We start from the raw sequence: 15313 nt of genomic DNA, 5'->3' as shown, positions 1-15313 counted from the left end.
GTCCGGAGGCAGCACCGGGCAGCGCGAGGCCGACCGCGCCGGCGGCGTGCGGCCCGCGGCCCGCACCGTCCCAGGCCAGCAGCGCCGCCCCCGGCGCGGCGTCCGCGTCGGCCTCGTCGTCGTCTTCGAGCGCGGAGCGGAGCGCGACGAGCGCGACGGCGTCGGCGTCCAGCAGCGACCGCAGATGCCGGACGGACCGGCGTGCGGCGTCGCCGCTCAGCCGCGTGCGCAGCGGCGGCGACGCCCGCGTGATCGCGTGCAGCGCCGCGAAGGCCGCCTGCTCGCCCGGCTCGGCGGGCGCCCGGCCGCGGAACGGGAACCGGCGGCGCAGCGCGCACGCTCCCGTGGCGGCACCGGCGGCGACGGCGCAAGCCATGGTGTCCAGAACGGACGGTAGGTCCATGGCGACTTACGGTAATGGCTGTCGTCCCCGTGGGTCCCGGTGTTGGGCATTTACGAAGGTCTCGGATGGGCCACGCGGCTTCGGGCGTGTTTCGAAAGGTCTGCTTCGGGTGGCATGTCGCATCCGGGGACGGGCCCGTCCGGCCTCAAAGCGGCGGCGCCTCGCCGTCGTCCTCCTGGTAGGAGTACCGCTGCTCGCGCCACGGGTCGGCGACGTTGTGGTAGCCGCGCTCCTCCCAGAAGCCCCGGCGGTCCTTCACCAGGTACTCGACCCCGCGGACCCACTTCACGCTCTTCCACGCGTACAGGTGCGGGACGACGATGCGGATCGGGAAGCCGTGGTCGGGGGCGATCCGCTCCCCGTCGCGGTGCGTGGCGAACATCGTCCCGTCGGCGAGGAAGTCGGCCATGCGGATGTTGGCGCTGTAGCCGTACTCGGCCCACACCATCACGTGCGTGACCTCGGGGGCGGGCGGCGCCAGCTCCACGATCGCCGAGCCCGGCACGCCCTCCCACTCGTTGTCGGGGATCGTGAACTTGGTGACGCAGTGGAAGTCGGCGACGGCTTTCGTCCTGGGCAGCGCGTCGAACTCGTCCCAGGTCCAGCGGTGCTGCCCGCCCGTCGCGGTCGCACCGAAGACACGGAAGTCCCAGTCCTTGGGACGGAACTTCGGGACGGGTCCGTAGTGCAGGACCGGCCATCCCCGGGGGACGTACTGACCGGGCGGCAGGTCCCGCCGCTGCTGCGTGGGCTCTTCGGGATGGGACATGACGCGGCCATCCTGCCATCCGGCGTGAGCTGAGCCATATTCGGCCCCCTCGCCTCCACTCCCGTCCCGCGTCGGCTACGCTGAGCCCCATGCGCAACGTCGTGTATTTCTTTTGGCTCGACCAGCCCGGACGGCTGGTCTGCCAGACGCTGCGCTGACAGACCACGAACGTGAAGCCCCGGGCCGGTCGGCCCGGGGCTTCCGTCGTTTCAGGGGACGGCCGCGGGACCGCCGGGCCCGCGGGGCGAGGAGAGGGAGTACGGCATGGTCATCGTCATGGCCCCGGAGGCCACCGAAGCGGATGTCAACGGCGTCGTCTCATTGGTCGAGACGGCGGGGGGCGACGCCTTCGTCAGCCGCGGCGTGGAGCGGACGATCGTCGGGCTCGTCGGCGACGTCGAGCAGTTCGGCTCGCTGAACCTGCGCGGGATGCGCGGCGTCAGCGACGTCGTCCGCATCTCGGCGCCGTACAAGCTGGTGAGCCGGGAGAACCACGGCGAGCGCACGGTGGTGCGGGTCGGCGGCGTCCCGATCGGCCCCGGCACGATGACGCTGATCGCCGGGCCGTGCGCGGTGGAGACCCCCGAGCAGACCCTGCAGGCCGCGCAGATGGCCAAGGCCGCCGGCGCGACGCTGCTGCGCGGCGGCGCGTTCAAGCCGCGCACGTCCCCGTACGCGTTCCAGGGGCTCGGCGAGGCGGGCCTGAAGATCCTCGCGGAGGTCCGCGAGGAGACGGGGATGCCGGTCGTCACCGAGGTCGTGGACGCCGGGGACGTCGAGCTCGTCGCGTCCTACGCCGACATGCTGCAGATCGGGACGCGCAACGCGCAGAACTTCGCGCTGCTGCAGGCCGCCGGTGAGGCCGGCAAGCCGGTGATGCTGAAGCGCGGCATGAACGGCACCATCGAGGAGTGGCTGATGGCCGCCGAGTACGTCGCGCAGCGCGGCAACCTCGACATCGTGCTGTGCGAGCGCGGCATCCGCACGTTCGAGAAGGCCACCCGCAACACCCTCGACATCTCCGCGGTCCCGGTGGCGCAGCGCCTCTCCCACCTGCCGGTGATCGTGGACCCGTCGCACTCGGGCGGCAGCCGCGACCTCGTCCTGCCGCTGACCCGCGCCGCGATCGCGATCGGCGCCGACGGCGTCATCATCGACGTCCACCCGCACCCGGAGACCGCGCTGTGCGACGGCCCCCAGGCGCTCGTGGACGGCGACCTGCGGGAGCTCGCCAAGGCGGTGCGGGACCTGCCGCCGATGGTCGGCCGGGCCCTCACCCAGGCCCCGGACGTCGACGCCGTCCCGGCGTGACGGAGGCACAGCGCCGTCCCGGTATGCGACGAAACGGCTGGTAGTGTCGGGAACATGGCGTACTGGACACCGAACTGCGGGCCGCCCCGCTCCTGACGGGGCGCGGCGAGCCACCGGTAGTTCCGACCTCGGGTCCTGACGGGCACGGCGCGAGCGCGCCGCGGCCCGATCGGTCCTGCGCCCCGAATCCGGATTCCCTCTCCCGGTTCGAGCTCAGGAGCAGTACTCCGTGTCCTTCCGCACGCTCTCGTCACGCATGTCCGCACGCCCGTCCTCCCCGGCGCGCGCGTCGTCCCCCGCGTCCCGTCCGGGCACGCCTCCGCCTCCGGCGCGTCCGGGCGGGGGCTGCCGGGCGGGGGCGCCGTCCCGATCCTCGCGGCGGCGTCCCTGTGGGGGACTACCGGCACGTCCGCACGTTCGCGGACGGCTCGTCCGGCCTGTCGGTCGCCGCGATGCGCATCATCCTCGGCGGGCTGGTCCTGCTCGCCTCCGCCGCCTGCCTCCGGCGCGGCGCGGGCCTGCGGCGGCTCGCCGCCGACCGCCGCGCCCGTCCGCTCGTCCTGCTCGGCACGATCATCGTCTACCAGACGGCGTTCTTCGTGGCCGCGGCCCGCACCGGCCGTCGCGGATCGCGACCGTCGTCACGATCGGTTCCGCGCCCGCGTTCGCGGGCCTCATCGGCGTCGCCGCCCGCCGCGCCGTCCCGTCCCGCCGCTGGACGCTCGCGACGGCCGCGGCCGTCGCGGGGTGCGCCCTGCTCGTCGGCGGCGGCGAGGACGCCGGCGCGGACCCCGCGGGCATCGCCCTCGCCGCCCTGTCCGGCCTCGCGTACGCGGCGTACACGAGCGCGACGTCCGTCCTCATCACCCGCGGCGCCGACGAACGCGCCGTCGTCGGGACCGTGTTCGGCGTCGCGGCCGTCCCGCTCCTGCCCGTCCTGCCGTTCGCCGGGCCGGGCTGGATGCTGACCGGCTCGGGCGCCCTCATCGCCCTCTACCTGGGCGTGGTCGCGACGGGCGGCGCCTACCTGCTGTTCGCGCGCGGCCTGCGCACCACCCCGGCGACCGCCGCGACGACGCTGACGCTCGCCGAACCGGCGGTCGCGGCCGTCCTCGGCGTCGTCGTGCTCGGCGAGCACCTCGGCGGCCCCGCGCCGGCGGGCCTCGCCCTTCTCGCCGCCGCGCTGGTGCCGATGGTCCTGCCCGCCCGGAAGTAACAATTGGTTCGCACCACTCGCGGCACCGGGTTCGGGCGAGGATGATGGCCCGCATGACGACGGGCGAGGGGGACGCCTTCGGACGGCTGTTCCCGGAGGACCTGGACGGCGTCGACCCGGTGGCCGCGGTGCTGCGGGCGGACGCGCTCCGCTCCATGACGGCGTACCCGGAGCCGGTGGTCGTCGGCGCGCTGTTCGCCGCGGCCGAGCGGGTCGCGGACGGGTGGCGGCTGGTGTGCCCGTGCGATCCGCTGCCGCAGGGCGCGCGGGAGCTGCTGGCCGTCCATCTGGAGGACCTGGCCGCCGACGCGGGCGACGCCGCCGGACGGGAGTTGCGGGCGGCGGCGCGGGCGCTGCAGGCCGACCCGTCCGACGCGGTGGACGCGGCGGGACGGCGGTTCCGGATCGTGCGGATCGAGCAGCTCGTCCGCACCGGACCGGACGGGCCCGAACCGCCGCGGCCCACCGACCTGGACCCGTCCGGGCGGGCGGCGCGCGGCGGACCCGGCCTGCTCCCGGCGGACGAGACGGGTTCGGACCTCTCCTCGGCGGAGCTGCTGTGCCAGGTGCTGGACGCGGCGGCCGCCGCCGGGAACGAGCCGGACGGAACGTTCCTGACGCCGGTGCCGCTCGCTCCGGTGTTCACGATCGCCGAGCGGGGCGGCGGGCGGTGGCGTCCGGTCGGACGGCTGCACGACGGGCCGCAGCAGGCCCGCGACTCGCTCGTCACCTACTTCCGGCACGTCGTCCCGGTGATCGAGCGGCCCGACGAGCCCGCCGCCGCCGAGTTCGCGGCGGCGGCCGAGCTGATGGACGACGGGTCGGGCCGCAACGGCGTCACGGTCGACGGGCGCCGGTTCCGGGTGGTGCGGATCGAGCGGATCACGCTGCTCGGCCCGGACGGCCCGGAGCCGCCGCGTCCCGGCGACCCCCGCTGACCCGCGCCGGGCGTCCCGGCGGGCGTCAGGAGGCCGCGGCGTCCCCGTAGACGGGGCGGTGCTCCTGGACGGACGCGGCGAGCTGGTCGGCGAGCTCGCCGACGTCGAGGCGCTTCTCGATCTGCCGCAGGTCGGCGATCTTCGCGCGGGTCTCGGCGCGGCGCGGCGCGAGCATCGTGCAGCAGTCCTCGTCGGGCAGCTCCGAGATCGACAGGGTGCGGATCCTGCGCGCCTGGTCCATGATCTCGATCTTGTCCATGCCGACGAGGGGCCGCAGGATCGGCAGTTCGGCCGCGTCGTCCAGCGCCGTCATGTTGGCGAGCGTCTGGCTGGACACCTGGCCGAGCGCGTCCCCGGTGATCAGCGCGGCGCCGCGCAGCCGGCGGGCGAGGACCTCGCCGGTGCGCAGCATCAGCCGGCGCTGCGCGATCACCGCGAGCCGGTCCGCGCCGGACGACTTGATCTGCTGCTGCGCCTTGCCGAACGGGACGACGAACAGCCGGGAGCCGCCCTGGAACTTGTCCAGCTCGCGGACCAGCGCGTACGCCTTGTAGATCGACTCGGGGCCGGTGAACGGCATCCCGGAGAAGTGCAGGTAGTCGACGCGCAGGCCGCGGCGCATCATCCGGTAGGCGGCGACGGGCGAGTCGATGCCGCCCGACATCAGCACCAGCGCGCGTCCGCTCATCCCGACCGGGAGGCCGCCCTGGCCGGGCAGCCCGCCGGAGAACACGAACACCTCGTCGCGGTCGACCTCGATCGACAGGGTGTGCTCGGGGTTCTTGAGCTTGACCGGCTGCCCGTACTTTCCGCCGACGAGCGCGCCGATGTGCCGGTCGAGTTCGGTGGAGGTCATCGGGAACCGCTTGTCGCGGCGGCGCGAACGGACGGCGAACGAGCCGACGCGTCCGTCCATCAGCTCCAGCGCGGCCCGCTCGACGCTGGCGAGGTCCTTGCCGACGCGCCAGGCGCGGTGCGCCCACACGATGCCCATGACGTCGGTGATCCGCTGCGCGAGACGGTCGACGACCGCGACGTCGGCGTCCTTCGTCCGCACGATGAAGACGCCGTGCCGGCGGATGACGTCGACGCGGGCGATCGGCCGGACGGCGGTGCGGACGTTGTCGGCCAGGCGGCGCTCGAACTGCTCACGGTTCTTGCCCTTGAGGACGACCTCGCCGAGTTTGAGCAGCACGCACGGCTCGCCGTCGACCGGCGACTGCTCCCGGACGACGGTGGGCGCGACATCGAGCGTGGTCATGCGGAATCCTCCTGGCGGGCACAAGTTTGACAAACTCCAGTGTGACCCAGAATCCGCACCGTCGCGAACGACTATGTCTGGGGTCATCCCCACATACGTGGGGAACAGTGTTCCCGCCAGGAGGCCCTGGTCATCCGAAGAAGACCTCCGCTTCAGCGTAGCGCTCGACCGGGACGGTCTTCAGCTCCTTGGTCGCCTCGTCGAGGCGACCCGCACGATGTCGGTGCCCTGCAGCGCGACCATCTTGCCGTAGTCGCCGTCGCGGACGGCGTCGATCGCCTGGAGGCCGAGGCGGGTGGCGAGCACGCGGTCGAACGCGCTCGGGGTGCCGCCGCGCTGGATGTGCCCGAGCACGGTGGCACGGGCCTCCTTGCCGGTGCGCTTCTCGATCTCGTCGGCGAGCCGCTGCCCGATGCCGCCGAGCCGGACGTGCCCGAACGCGTCGCGCTCGCCCGTCTGCAGCTGCATCTGCCCGTCGATCGGGTGGGCGCCCTCGGACACCACGATGATCGGCGCGTACCGGGTCTTGAACCGGCTCTCCACGTACTCGACGACCTTGTCGATGTCGAACGGCCGCTCGGGGATCAGGATGACGTTGGCGCCCGCGGCCATCCCGACGTGCAGCGCGATCCAGCCCGCGTGGCGGCCCATGACCTCGCAGATCAGCGCGCGGTGGTGGCTTTCGGCGGTGGTGTGCAGCCGGTCGACGGCCTCCACCCCGATGTTCACCGCGGTGTCGAACCCGAAGGTGTAGTCGGTGGCGTTCAGGTCGTTGTCGATGGTCTTGGGGACGCCCACGACGTGCACGCCGCGCGAGTGCAGCTCGCGCGCGACGCCGAGGGTGTCCTCGCCGCCGATGGCGATCAGCGCGTCCACGCCGAGCCCGGCCAGGTTGTCCTTGATCCGCTCGACGCCGCCCTCGACCTTGATCGGGTTGGTGCGGGACGATCCGAGGATCGTGCCGCCGCGCGGCAGGATGCCCCGCACGGCCTGGACGTCGAGGGCCACGGTGTCGCCTTCGAGCGGGCCGCGCCAGCCGGCCCGGAAGCCCACGAACTCGTATCCGAAGACCTGCACGCCCTTGCGCACGACCGCGCGGATCACCGCGTTCAGGCCGGGGCAGTCCCCGCCGCCGGTCAGTACTCCGACGCGCATGCCGTCTCCTTCTCCCGCCACCGGTCTCCTCCCTCGATTCACGTGTCCAGACTAACCGTCGGCGCACGGCTACACGGCGTATTCGCCACCGGTTCCGGTGCGCCGCCATTGGTCTAGACCATAGTCGTTGGCGGGACGCTTCGGCACGTTCCCGCGCGAAGCCCGCCCGCGCGCCGCGCGGCGGGGTCCGTGCCCGTCCGGGGACCGCCGCGGCGAGCCCTCGCCGCCATACGACCACCGCGCCTCCGCCGGGGCCGGTTCCCGCGCTCGCGCGCGCGTCGACTCGTCCCGGTGGGCGGGGGGCAGTCGCATCCGCCGCGGGCCGCGCCGCCGTCACCGCCGGGGGGTGCCGCCCGTCGGACGGGGCCGTCGGCCGGGGTCAGGGCTTGTCGGGGCGGTCCTTGCCCAGGTCGTCGTCGAGGCCCTTCTCGATCGCGTAGCGGACGAGTTCGACGCGGTTGTGCAACTGGAGCTTGCCGAGGGTGTTCTGCACGTGGTTCTGCACGGTGCGGTGCGACAGGACGAGGCGCTGCGCGATCTGCTTGTACGTGAGGCCCTTCGCGACGAGGCGCAGGACCTCGGTCTCGCGTTCGGTGAGCCGGGGCGCGCCGTCGTCCCGGTCGAGGGCGGGCGCGGCGGCGAGGCGGCGGAACTCGCCGAGGACGAGCCCGGCGAGGCCCGGGGTGAAGACGGCGTCGCCGGCGGCGGTGCGCCGGACGGCGTCCAGGAACTCCTCCCGGGCGGCCGACTTCAGCAGGTAGCCGGTGGCGCCCGCCTTGACGGCCTCCAGCACGTCCTCCTGCTCGCCGCTGGCCGACAGCACCAGCACCCGGACGGGCGGGTCGGCGGCGGCGAGGCGGCGCGTGACCTCGACCCCGGAGATGTCGGGGAGCTGCAGGTCGACCACGGCGACCTGGGGACGCGCGGCGCGGCGACGCGGACGGCCGTGCGGCCCTCGCCCGCGGTCGCGACGACCTCGTGCCCGGCCTCGGCGAGGTCGCGGGCGACCGCGTCCCGCCACATCGGGTGGTCGTCCACCACCATGACCCTGAGGGGAACGTCGCTCACGCACTCACCCTCTCACCTTCACTTACGGCGCGGAACGGTCATTTCGATCTCGGTTCCGTCTCCGGGCGCCGACGTGATCAGGGTCGTACCGCCGAGGTCGCGGACGCGCCCGCGGATCGACTGGGCGACGCCGAGCCGGCCGTCCGCCGCGGCCTGTTCGAGGCGCCCGTCCGGCATTCCCGGGCCGTCGTCGCGGACGCTGACGATCACCTCGTCGCCGCCGTCCTCCAGCAGCACCCAGCGCGGGCGGTCGCGCCGCAGTGCACGACGACGTTGTCGAGCGCCGCCGCCACGGCCGCGTCCAGTTCCCGGGCGGCGTGCTCGGGCAACGGGACGGGCGTCGCGGGCGTCGACACGGTGACGGTCCCGGACGTGCGGGCGGTCAGCAGCGGCCGCAGGTCCGCTTCTCCTCCGTCGGCGGGTCGTCCGCGTCCGGTCGCGGCGCCCGCCGTGCCGTCCGGACGGGTGCGGGGCGCGCCGCCGACCAGGGTGCGCAGCGCGGTCTCCTGCTCCCCCGCCAGGCGGGCCAGTTCGGCGGCCTCGCCGCCGAGCCCGGCGCCGCGCCGCCGCACCATCGCCAGGACCTGCAGCACCGAGTCGTGGATGTCGCGGGCGAGCCGCTCGCGCTCGCGGGTGGCCGATTCCAGTTCGACCGCGCGGGCCAGCCGCGCCTCCGCCTCGCGCGCCAGCCGGACGACGTGCCCGACGACCAGACCGGCGAGGATCAGCAGCACGATGCCGTTGAGGGCGCGGCTGTCGATCTCGCCGGTCGTCCCGGCGAAGACGTGGACCAGCAGGTTCGCCAGCGCGAGGACCCCGGCGGCGGCGATGCCGAGGCGGCGGCCGCCCACCACGGCCCACGCCAGGACGGCGCCGCGACCCACGACACCGGCAGCGTCGGCCGTCCGGCGACGATCCCCTCGACGCTCTCCACCCACGCCGTCGCGATCACGCAGCCCGCCGCGACCGCCATGTCGGCGGCGAGGAGCGCGGGGCCGCCGCGGCGCGGGTCGCGGAACAGCAGCCACGCCGCGACCGTCCAGCCGGTCATGACGGCGAGGACGGCCCAGCCGCCGGCCGGATGCGCGTAGCCGCCCGAGTTCTTGACGATCAGCACCGCGGCGTAGCCGAGCGCGGCGGTCCGGTAGACGGCGACCGCCCGCCACAGGGCGGCCTCCAGACCGAGGCCGCCGCCGCGGTCCGGGTCAGCCGCCGTCGCCGCGCGCACCGTCCTCGTCCTCGTCGTCGTCGCGGACCGGGCGGACCGGCTTGCCGGCCAGTTCCGCCTTGACCTCCGCTGCGTACCGGTCGACGTACTCCTGGCCGGACAGCTCCCGGATCGCCCGCATGATCTCGTCGGTGATCTCGCGCAGCACCTCCCGGTCGTCCTCGCGGCCGTAGTAGCGGGAGAAGTCGAGCGGCTCGCCGAACCGGACGCCCGGCCGGACGCCGAGCCGGGGCAGCGGCTTGCCGGGCGGCATCAGCTCGAACGTGTTGATCATCGCCATCGGGATCACCGGGACGCGGGACTTCAGCGCCAGCCGGGCCACGCCCGTCTTGCCCCGGTACAGCCGGTTGTCGGGGGCGCGGGTGCCCTCCGGGTAGATCCCGAGCAGCTTGCCTTCCCCGAGGATCCGCAGGCCGGTCTGCAGGGCGGCGTCGGCGGCCGAGCCGCCGGTCCGGTCGACCGGCACCACCCCGACCCCGGTAAAGAACCCCTTGCTGATCAGGCCCTTGATCCCCTTGCCGGTGAAGTACTCGCCCTTGCCGATGAAGAGGATGGGACGCATCAGCGGCAACGGCCCGAAGAAATGATCGGCGAACGACAGGTGGTTGCTCACCATCAGCGCGGGCCCGCGCTTCGGCACGTTGCGCATCCCCTGGTTCCGCGGTCGCCACAACAGGTACATGATGGGCGACAGGACGATCCTCAGCAGGATCCAGAACCAGAGCATGCCGACACCCTTTCTTTACCGCGCGTGCATGCGGTGTGCGAGCCGAGGACCCCGGCCCGGGGGGAAGATGATGCGCTATCTTCGCATCCCGCCCGGCCGCCGCTCACCCTGACGTCCCGCCGGGCCCGCCCCGCACGGCGCGCCGCGCCGCCGGATGGCCGTAGGCTCTCTGCGTAAAACTCGATTCGGGTGCGCCCTGGGGCTTGTCCCGGGCGGCGCAGCGAATACCGTGGGACACACGTTTCAACGTGTCCGGGGGCGCCGCCGTGCGCGGGCGCCGCCGGACGCACATGTCGATGGGGGAGCGGAGGCCGCCATGCCGGTGCTGCCGGTCACGCGGGAGTGGAAGGAGCCGGCCCCGTGAATCGCCGTGGCAACGGCCTGTCGGCCGACACCTACGCCCCGCTGGTCGATCTCGCCCCGCACCTCGCCGACGCGATGCTGACGGCGCTGCGGGACGCGGGCGTGGCGGCCTACGCCGTCCCGCCGGTGGACGACCCCGCCCCCGCCCAGGGCGGCGGTGCCGACGGCGGGCCGCCGAGTGCCGCCGACGCGTCCGGGCGCGCCGCCGAGGACGTCCTCGACCGGCTGTACGTGGACGTCGACATGAAGCCCGCGGCCGAGGGGATCCTGCGGGCCCATCTGGAGCGGCTGCGCGACGCGGCGTCGCGCTCCGACCCCGACGCCGACCTGACCGACCCCGCCGCTCACCGACCCGCGCGCACCGACGCCGCGCTGACCGACCCGGCGCACGGCGGCGCCGACCGTCCCGGCGCCGACCGTCCCGACCCGGCCGGGGCCGACGGGACGGACGGGACCGGCGGCGCCAGACGCGTCCGCCGCGGGCACCGCCGAACGCGACGAGGACGCCATCTGGGCGGAGATCGTCGCCGGGTTCGACGCCGTGCCCGAGGGCGACGAGGTGCCCTGGCCCGACCAGGAGAACATCGACGAGCCGCCGGAGCCGCCCGCCGAGGGCGACGACCGCACCGGGCGGCTCCCCCGCGCGCGGGTGATCAAGCCCGCCGCGGAGCCGGAGTTCCCGGCGGAGGACGACGACGGCCACTACGTGCCGCCGCCTCCCCCGCCGCTGCCCGCCGCCGACCCGCTCACCAAGGGCGCCTGGGTCGCGCTGGTCGGCGGCCCCGTCTACCTGCTGATCACCGTCATCCTCGACTGGGAGGTCCCCGGCTGGGCCGCGTTCCTCGCCGTCGCGGCGTTCATCGGCGGCTTCGTCACGCTCGTCCTGCGGATGGGCGACGAGCCCCGCGACGGCGACGACGGCGCGATCGTCTAGCCGCGCCGACGCCCCTCCGATGTTGATCTGCGGCGTGTTGCCCTAACTCGGGCGCCCATAAGGGCAACACGCCGCAGATCAACGAACCCAGGGGAAGCTTGGTGGTCGCTGCACTAGGCCCGGTCCGTCCGTTCGGGGGTCTCGGCCAGGACGATCACGCGGTTCGGGCACGCGTCGGCGGCGCGGCGCGCGGACGGCAGCTGCCCGGGCGACGGCTCGGCGTTCAGCAGGACGACCAGGCCCTCGTCCTCGTCCTGGTCGAACAGCTCGGGCGCGTTGAAGGCGCACTGGCCGGCGCCCCGGCAGGCGTCGCGGTCGACGCTCAGGCGGCTCACCAGGTCACCGGCAGGGCGTGCAGTCCGTAGACGACCGAGTCGCGGAACCGGATCTCGGCGGGCTCGCAGGCGAGCGCGAGGCCGGGCAGGCGGTCGAGCATCCGGGCGAAGGCGATCTCCATCTCCACCCGCGCGAGGGTCTGGCCGATGCACTGGTGCGCGCCGAACCCGAACGCCACGTGGTGGCCCGGCGGGCGGGCCGGGTCGAAGACGTCGGGGTCGGCGAACGCGCCGGGGTCGCGGTCGGCCGCCGCCAGCGCGACGACGACGCCCTCGCCCGCCTCGATCGTCACGCCGCCGACCTCGATGTCCTCGCGGGCCACGCGTTGCGTGCCGCGGTGCACGATCGTCAGGTACCGCAGCATCTCCTCCACGGCGGGACGGACGAGCGCGGGGTCCGCGCGGAGCCGCGCGAGTTCGTCCGGGTGCCGCAGCAGCGTGAACGTGCCGAGCCCGATCATGTTGGCGGTGGTCTCGTGCCCGGCGAGCAGCAGCAGCCGCGCCATCGCGACCGCCTCCGCGTGCCCCAGCTCCCCGGACCGGACCCGCCGCGCGACCCGCCCGAGCAGGTCGTCGGTCGGTTCGCGCACCTTCTCGGCGACGAGCCCGTCGAGGTAGGCGGCGAGTTCGCCGAACGCCGCGACGGCCTCGTCCAGCGCGACGTCCAGCCGGATGGACTCCGCGCTGCGGTCCTGGAAGAAGTCGTGGTCGGCGTAGGGCACGCCGAGCAGGCGGCAGATCACCAGGGACGGCAGCGGCAGCGCGAACGCCGACACCAGGTCGGCGGGCGGGCCCTGCTCGATCATCGCGTCCAGCAGCGTCTCGGCGGTTTCGGCGATGCCCGGCCGCAGCAGGCCGACGCGCCGGACCGTGAACTCGGCGGTCAGCGTGCGGCGCAGCCGCGCGTGCTCCGGATCGTCCATCCGCAGGAACGACAGCGCGCCCGGCACCGCGGGCAGCGGCAGCACCTGGGGGAAGTTGGGCCGGGTGTCGACGGCGCTGAGCCTGGGATCGGCCAGGACGGCCCGGACGTCGGCGAGCCGCGACACCATCCAGTGCTCGGCGCCGTCGGGCATCAGCACCCGGACCGGCGGCCCGTCGAGCAGCCCTGCGTACTCCGCCGGCGGGTGGAGGGGATCGTCGCGATGGAGGGGGAAGGGCACCGCGGCACGTTCCATGAGGATCCTCCGGATCATCGGGTCGACACTCACCGTAATCTTTGGGTGAAATGGGTCAACCCTGTTTTCGGAGGCACTTTAAGAACAAATATGAACAGACCTGCTATGACCGGCATTTTCTCCGGGTCGTGATCATTTGCTCATGAAGATCTTGAACGGTGAGGGGACACAGAACAGCACTCTGAGCTGGGGATATATTTTTCGGCCACACAGAAACCGGCATATCCACGGACGAATTCTGGTGCGGCGACTGTGACGCCCAGGTAAGTCAGGACCGCAACCGGAGTTCGGCCATGACCGGACGGTGGTCCGTCGCGGCGGCGTAGTCCGCCGTGGGCGCGATCTCGTCGCCGGGGACGCCGCAGCCGACGACGTCCACGTCCGGGTCGGCGAAGACCCCGTCGATGCGCCTGCGCGGATTCCGCGCGGAGAACGTCGCCGCCTCCCCCGCCGGAGCGACCGCGTGGCCGTCCCGCAGGCGGCCCGCGAGCAGCGACCAGGCGGGCCCGCCCGGCTCCTCGTTGACGTCCCCGGCCAGCACCACCGGCGCCCCGTACCGTTCGCGGGCCCGGTCCAGCAGGTCCAGGATCTCCCGGACGTGCCGGCGGCGCGGCTCCGCCGCCAGGTCTAGATGGGTGGACGCCGCGACGAACCGGGCACCGCCGATCTCCAGCACCGCGACCGCCAGCCCCCGGCGGTGCAGGTCCGGTTCCGGGCCGAGCAGGTGGAACTCGCGGGCCACCCGGCGGACGTGCGGGGCCGCGAGCGCCGCGAGCCCGGCACGCCCGGCGGCCCGCCGCGACGGCCGTCCCGCAGTCGCGGGCCAGCCGCCGCCGCTTGCCGCGCCAGCCCCAGAACCGCGGGACCTCCTGCACGCACAGCATCGTCCGCGCGCGCGGACGACCCGCGCCACCGCCGCCGGGTCATGCGCAGCGACCGGACGTTGTAGGTCATCACCCGCAGGGGCGTCACCGGGGCGCGCCGCGCGTCACGGGGCCGGAACGGGGACCCTGGCGAGGTCGGCGGCGCCGACGATCCCGGCGCGAGCCCAGCTCGGCGATGCGGATGTCGGGCAGCGGACGGTGGCCGCGCCCGGTCAGCGCCTCCCCGAACGCCGTGCGGACCGGGTCGAGCAGCAGGTCGCCCGCGTCGGACAGGCCGCCGCCGATGATGAACGCGCCCGGGTCCAGGATGGCGCTCAGGTCGGCCAGGCCCTGCCCGGCCCACTGCGCGACCGTCCGGAAGCACTCCAGCGCCGCCTGGTCGCCCTCCCGCGCCGCCTGCGTCACCTCGGGCCCGCGGATGCCCTCCGGGGTGCCGCCGGCCAGCTCCAGCAGCCGGCCCGCCATCGCGGGCGCCACCCGGGCCAGGTCGCGGGCCTCGTGGACGAGCGCGTTGCCGCTCGCGTACTGCTCCCAGCAGCCGCGGTTGCCGCAGCCGCAGCGCCGCCCGTCCGGCACCACCCGGAAGTGGCCGACCTCGGCGCCGATGCCGAACCGGCCGCGGTACAGCTCGCCGTTCAGCACGACGCCGCCGCCGATGCCGGTGCCGAGCGCGATCAGGACGAGATGGTCCTCGCCGCGTCCGGCGCCGAACCGGGCCTCGCCCCAGGCGGTGGCGTTGCCGTCGTTCTCCACCACGACCGGGAGCCCGACCAGGCTCTCCACCTTCTGCTTGATCGGCTCGTCCCGCCAGGCGAGGTTGGGCGCGAACAGCACCGTCGAGCGGGCCTCGTCGACGAACCCGGCGGTGCCGAGCCCGACCGCCGTGACGTCCTCGTACTTGCCCTTCAGCAACTCGACGACCTCGGCGATGACCTCGGCGGTCTCCTTGGGATTGGTCGAGGGCGTCGGGCGCCGGACCTTCTCCAGGATCGTTCCACGGTCGTCGACGACTCCCGCGGCCACCTTCGTGCCGCCCACATCCACGCCGATGGTCAGGGCCATGTACGCATCCTCCTCGTCACGCGTCCCCGCCGGGGGCGCGTCCTGCACTGCACGTCAGTCGCCGGAGCCGCCGGAGCCGCCGGTGGCGGCCGACCACACGTCGCCCTCCGGACGGTCGCGCCGCATCCCCGACCGCTCAGAGGTACCCGCCGGACGGCCCTGCGACTCCTGGCGTGGCCGGTTCCGGTACGTACCGGTGTCCGGACCGCGACCGTCGCGCGAACGGTCGTCGCGGGCGCGGTCGGCGGCGGCGAGCACGTTCGAGGGCGGCGGCGAGCAGCGACCCGCCCGCGTCCCGCAGGTGCCGGGCCACGTCGCCGCCCGCCTCGCGCCGGAGCGAGATCGCCCGGCAGACCGGGCACTCGCAGCATTCCGGCGCGCCGGTGGCGACCCGCGGCCCGCCGGGTCCGCGGTCCGCGCGGGGCCGCTCGGCGCGCGGGCGCTCGGCGGTCGCGGACGCCCACACGTCGCCGCCCGCGCC

15 protein-coding genes and 4 pseudogenes are annotated in these 15313 nt (G+C 74.3%); 4 read left to right on the top strand and 15 right to left on the bottom strand.

The window, feature by feature from the left end:
* Together BJF79_RS15945 and BJF79_RS15940 are read right to left on the bottom strand one after the other, a co-directional pair.
* Positions 1-403 (bottom strand): annotated as a pseudogene (locus BJF79_RS15945) (sensor histidine kinase); the annotation flags it as partial.
* Between the two features lie 145 nt (positions 404-548).
* Positions 549-1172, bottom strand: coding sequence for a sulfite oxidase-like oxidoreductase (locus BJF79_RS15940; protein WP_075898313.1), 624 nt, complete (start codon positions 1170-1172; stop codon positions 549-551).
* Positions 1173-1436: 264 nt separating this feature from the next.
* Here BJF79_RS15940 and aroF point away from each other — a divergent pair, with 264 nt between their 5' ends.
* The 3 genes from aroF to BJF79_RS15925 all read left to right on the top strand — a co-directional run bounded on the left by aroF (position 1437) and on the right by BJF79_RS15925 (position 4637).
* Positions 1437-2483 carry a 3-deoxy-7-phosphoheptulonate synthase gene (gene aroF, locus BJF79_RS15935; RefSeq protein WP_075898311.1) on the top strand — a complete coding sequence of 349 codons (1047 nt, stop codon included), beginning with the start codon at positions 1437-1439 and terminating at the stop codon, positions 2481-2483.
* Between the two features lie 229 nt (positions 2484-2712).
* Positions 2713-3699 (top strand): EamA family transporter, encoded by a 987-nt coding sequence (locus BJF79_RS15930; RefSeq protein ID WP_075898309.1) that lies wholly within the window; start codon positions 2713-2715, stop codon positions 3697-3699.
* Between the two features lie 53 nt (positions 3700-3752).
* Complete coding sequence (locus BJF79_RS15925) at positions 3753-4637, top strand: DUF5954 family protein (protein WP_075898315.1); 885 nt, start codon at positions 3753-3755, stop codon at positions 4635-4637.
* Between the two features lie 25 nt (positions 4638-4662).
* On the opposite strand, the gene thiI is transcribed toward BJF79_RS15925, so the two are convergent.
* From thiI to BJF79_RS53315, 8 genes and pseudogenes are all read right to left on the bottom strand, one after another.
* On the bottom strand, positions 4663-5898 hold the full coding sequence (thiI, locus tag BJF79_RS15920; protein ID WP_075898307.1) for a tRNA uracil 4-sulfurtransferase ThiI: 1236 nt from the start codon (positions 5896-5898) through the stop codon (positions 4663-4665).
* A gap of 130 nt (positions 5899-6028) precedes the next feature.
* Positions 6029-7053, bottom strand: a pseudogene (locus BJF79_RS15915) (6-phosphofructokinase).
* 379 nt (positions 7054-7432) lie between these two features.
* Positions 7433-8097 (bottom strand): annotated as a pseudogene (locus BJF79_RS15910) (response regulator).
* A gap of 42 nt (positions 8098-8139) precedes the next feature.
* Positions 8140-8358, bottom strand: coding sequence for an ATP-binding protein (locus BJF79_RS60150; protein ID WP_262402100.1), 219 nt, complete (start codon positions 8356-8358; stop codon positions 8140-8142).
* Positions 8328-8951: a histidine kinase gene (locus tag BJF79_RS60145; protein ID WP_262402101.1), complete on the bottom strand. Its 624-nt coding sequence runs from the start codon at positions 8949-8951 to the stop codon at positions 8328-8330. The genes BJF79_RS60150 and BJF79_RS60145 overlap by 31 nt, the downstream gene beginning before the upstream one ends.
* Positions 8846-9349, bottom strand: coding sequence for a DUF5931 domain-containing protein (locus BJF79_RS60140; RefSeq protein ID WP_262402099.1), 504 nt, complete (start codon positions 9347-9349; stop codon positions 8846-8848). The genes BJF79_RS60145 and BJF79_RS60140 overlap by 106 nt, the downstream gene beginning before the upstream one ends.
* Positions 9327-10076 carry a lysophospholipid acyltransferase family protein gene (locus BJF79_RS15900; RefSeq protein WP_075898305.1) on the bottom strand — a complete coding sequence of 250 codons (750 nt, stop codon included), beginning with the start codon at positions 10074-10076 and terminating at the stop codon, positions 9327-9329. The genes BJF79_RS60140 and BJF79_RS15900 overlap by 23 nt, the downstream gene beginning before the upstream one ends.
* Positions 10077-10319: 243 nt before the next feature.
* Positions 10320-11024 (bottom strand): hypothetical protein, encoded by a 705-nt coding sequence (locus BJF79_RS53315; RefSeq protein WP_075898303.1) that lies wholly within the window; start codon positions 11022-11024, stop codon positions 10320-10322.
* On the opposite strand from BJF79_RS53315, the gene BJF79_RS53310 reads away from it, so the two are divergent.
* On the top strand, positions 10999-11373 hold the full coding sequence (locus tag BJF79_RS53310; RefSeq protein ID WP_262402098.1) for a hypothetical protein: 375 nt from the start codon (positions 10999-11001) through the stop codon (positions 11371-11373). The genes BJF79_RS53315 and BJF79_RS53310 overlap by 26 nt on opposite strands.
* A 113-nt stretch (positions 11374-11486) precedes the next feature.
* On the opposite strand, the gene BJF79_RS15885 is transcribed toward BJF79_RS53310, so the two are convergent.
* The 5 genes and pseudogenes from BJF79_RS15885 to BJF79_RS55440 all read right to left on the bottom strand — a co-directional run.
* Entirely contained in the window at positions 11487-11708 is a 222-nt protein-coding gene (locus tag BJF79_RS15885; RefSeq protein WP_075898299.1) for a ferredoxin, read from the bottom strand.
* Positions 11705-12886: a cytochrome P450 gene (locus BJF79_RS55445; RefSeq protein ID WP_075898297.1), complete on the bottom strand. Its 1182-nt coding sequence runs from the start codon at positions 12884-12886 to the stop codon at positions 11705-11707. The genes BJF79_RS15885 and BJF79_RS55445 overlap by 4 nt, the downstream gene beginning before the upstream one ends.
* Before the next feature lie 268 nt (positions 12887-13154).
* A complete protein-coding gene (locus BJF79_RS15875) occupies positions 13155-13799 on the bottom strand; it encodes an endonuclease/exonuclease/phosphatase family protein (RefSeq protein ID WP_410050091.1) in 645 nt (214 codons plus the stop codon).
* A gap of 75 nt (positions 13800-13874) precedes the next feature.
* Positions 13875-14832: pseudogene (locus tag BJF79_RS15870) on the bottom strand (ROK family glucokinase).
* Positions 14833-14968: 136 nt separating this feature from the next.
* Positions 14969-15313, bottom strand: a 345-nt coding sequence (locus tag BJF79_RS55440; protein WP_262402097.1) for a hypothetical protein, incomplete at its 5' end; no start/stop codon positions are given.

The sequence above is a fragment of the Actinomadura sp. CNU-125 genome, from assembly GCF_001942465.1.
In the GTDB taxonomy this organism is placed as follows: domain Bacteria; phylum Actinomycetota; class Actinomycetes; order Streptosporangiales; family Streptosporangiaceae; genus Spirillospora.
This window is presented reverse-complemented; position numbering and strand designations above follow the sequence as displayed.

Excerpts from the sequence above, each read along its gene's own strand:
- BJF79_RS55445 (WP_075898297.1), bottom strand. The coding sequence starts at position 12,886 with ATGGAACGTGCCGCGGTGCCCTTCCCCCTCCATCGCGACGATCCCCTC.
- BJF79_RS15940 (WP_075898313.1), bottom strand. The coding sequence starts at position 1,172 with ATGTCCCATCCCGAAGAGCCCACGCAGCAGCGGCGGGACCTGCCGCCC.
- BJF79_RS15900 (WP_075898305.1), bottom strand. The coding sequence starts at position 10,076 with ATGCTCTGGTTCTGGATCCTGCTGAGGATCGTCCTGTCGCCCATCATG.
- thiI (WP_075898307.1), bottom strand. The coding sequence starts at position 5,898 with ATGACCACGCTCGATGTCGCGCCCACCGTCGTCCGGGAGCAGTCGCCG.
- BJF79_RS15925 (WP_075898315.1), top strand. The coding sequence starts at position 3,753 with ATGACGACGGGCGAGGGGGACGCCTTCGGACGGCTGTTCCCGGAGGAC.
- BJF79_RS53315 (WP_075898303.1), bottom strand. The coding sequence starts at position 11,024 with ATGTTCTCCTGGTCGGGCCAGGGCACCTCGTCGCCCTCGGGCACGGCG.
- aroF (WP_075898311.1), top strand. The coding sequence starts at position 1,437 with ATGGTCATCGTCATGGCCCCGGAGGCCACCGAAGCGGATGTCAACGGC.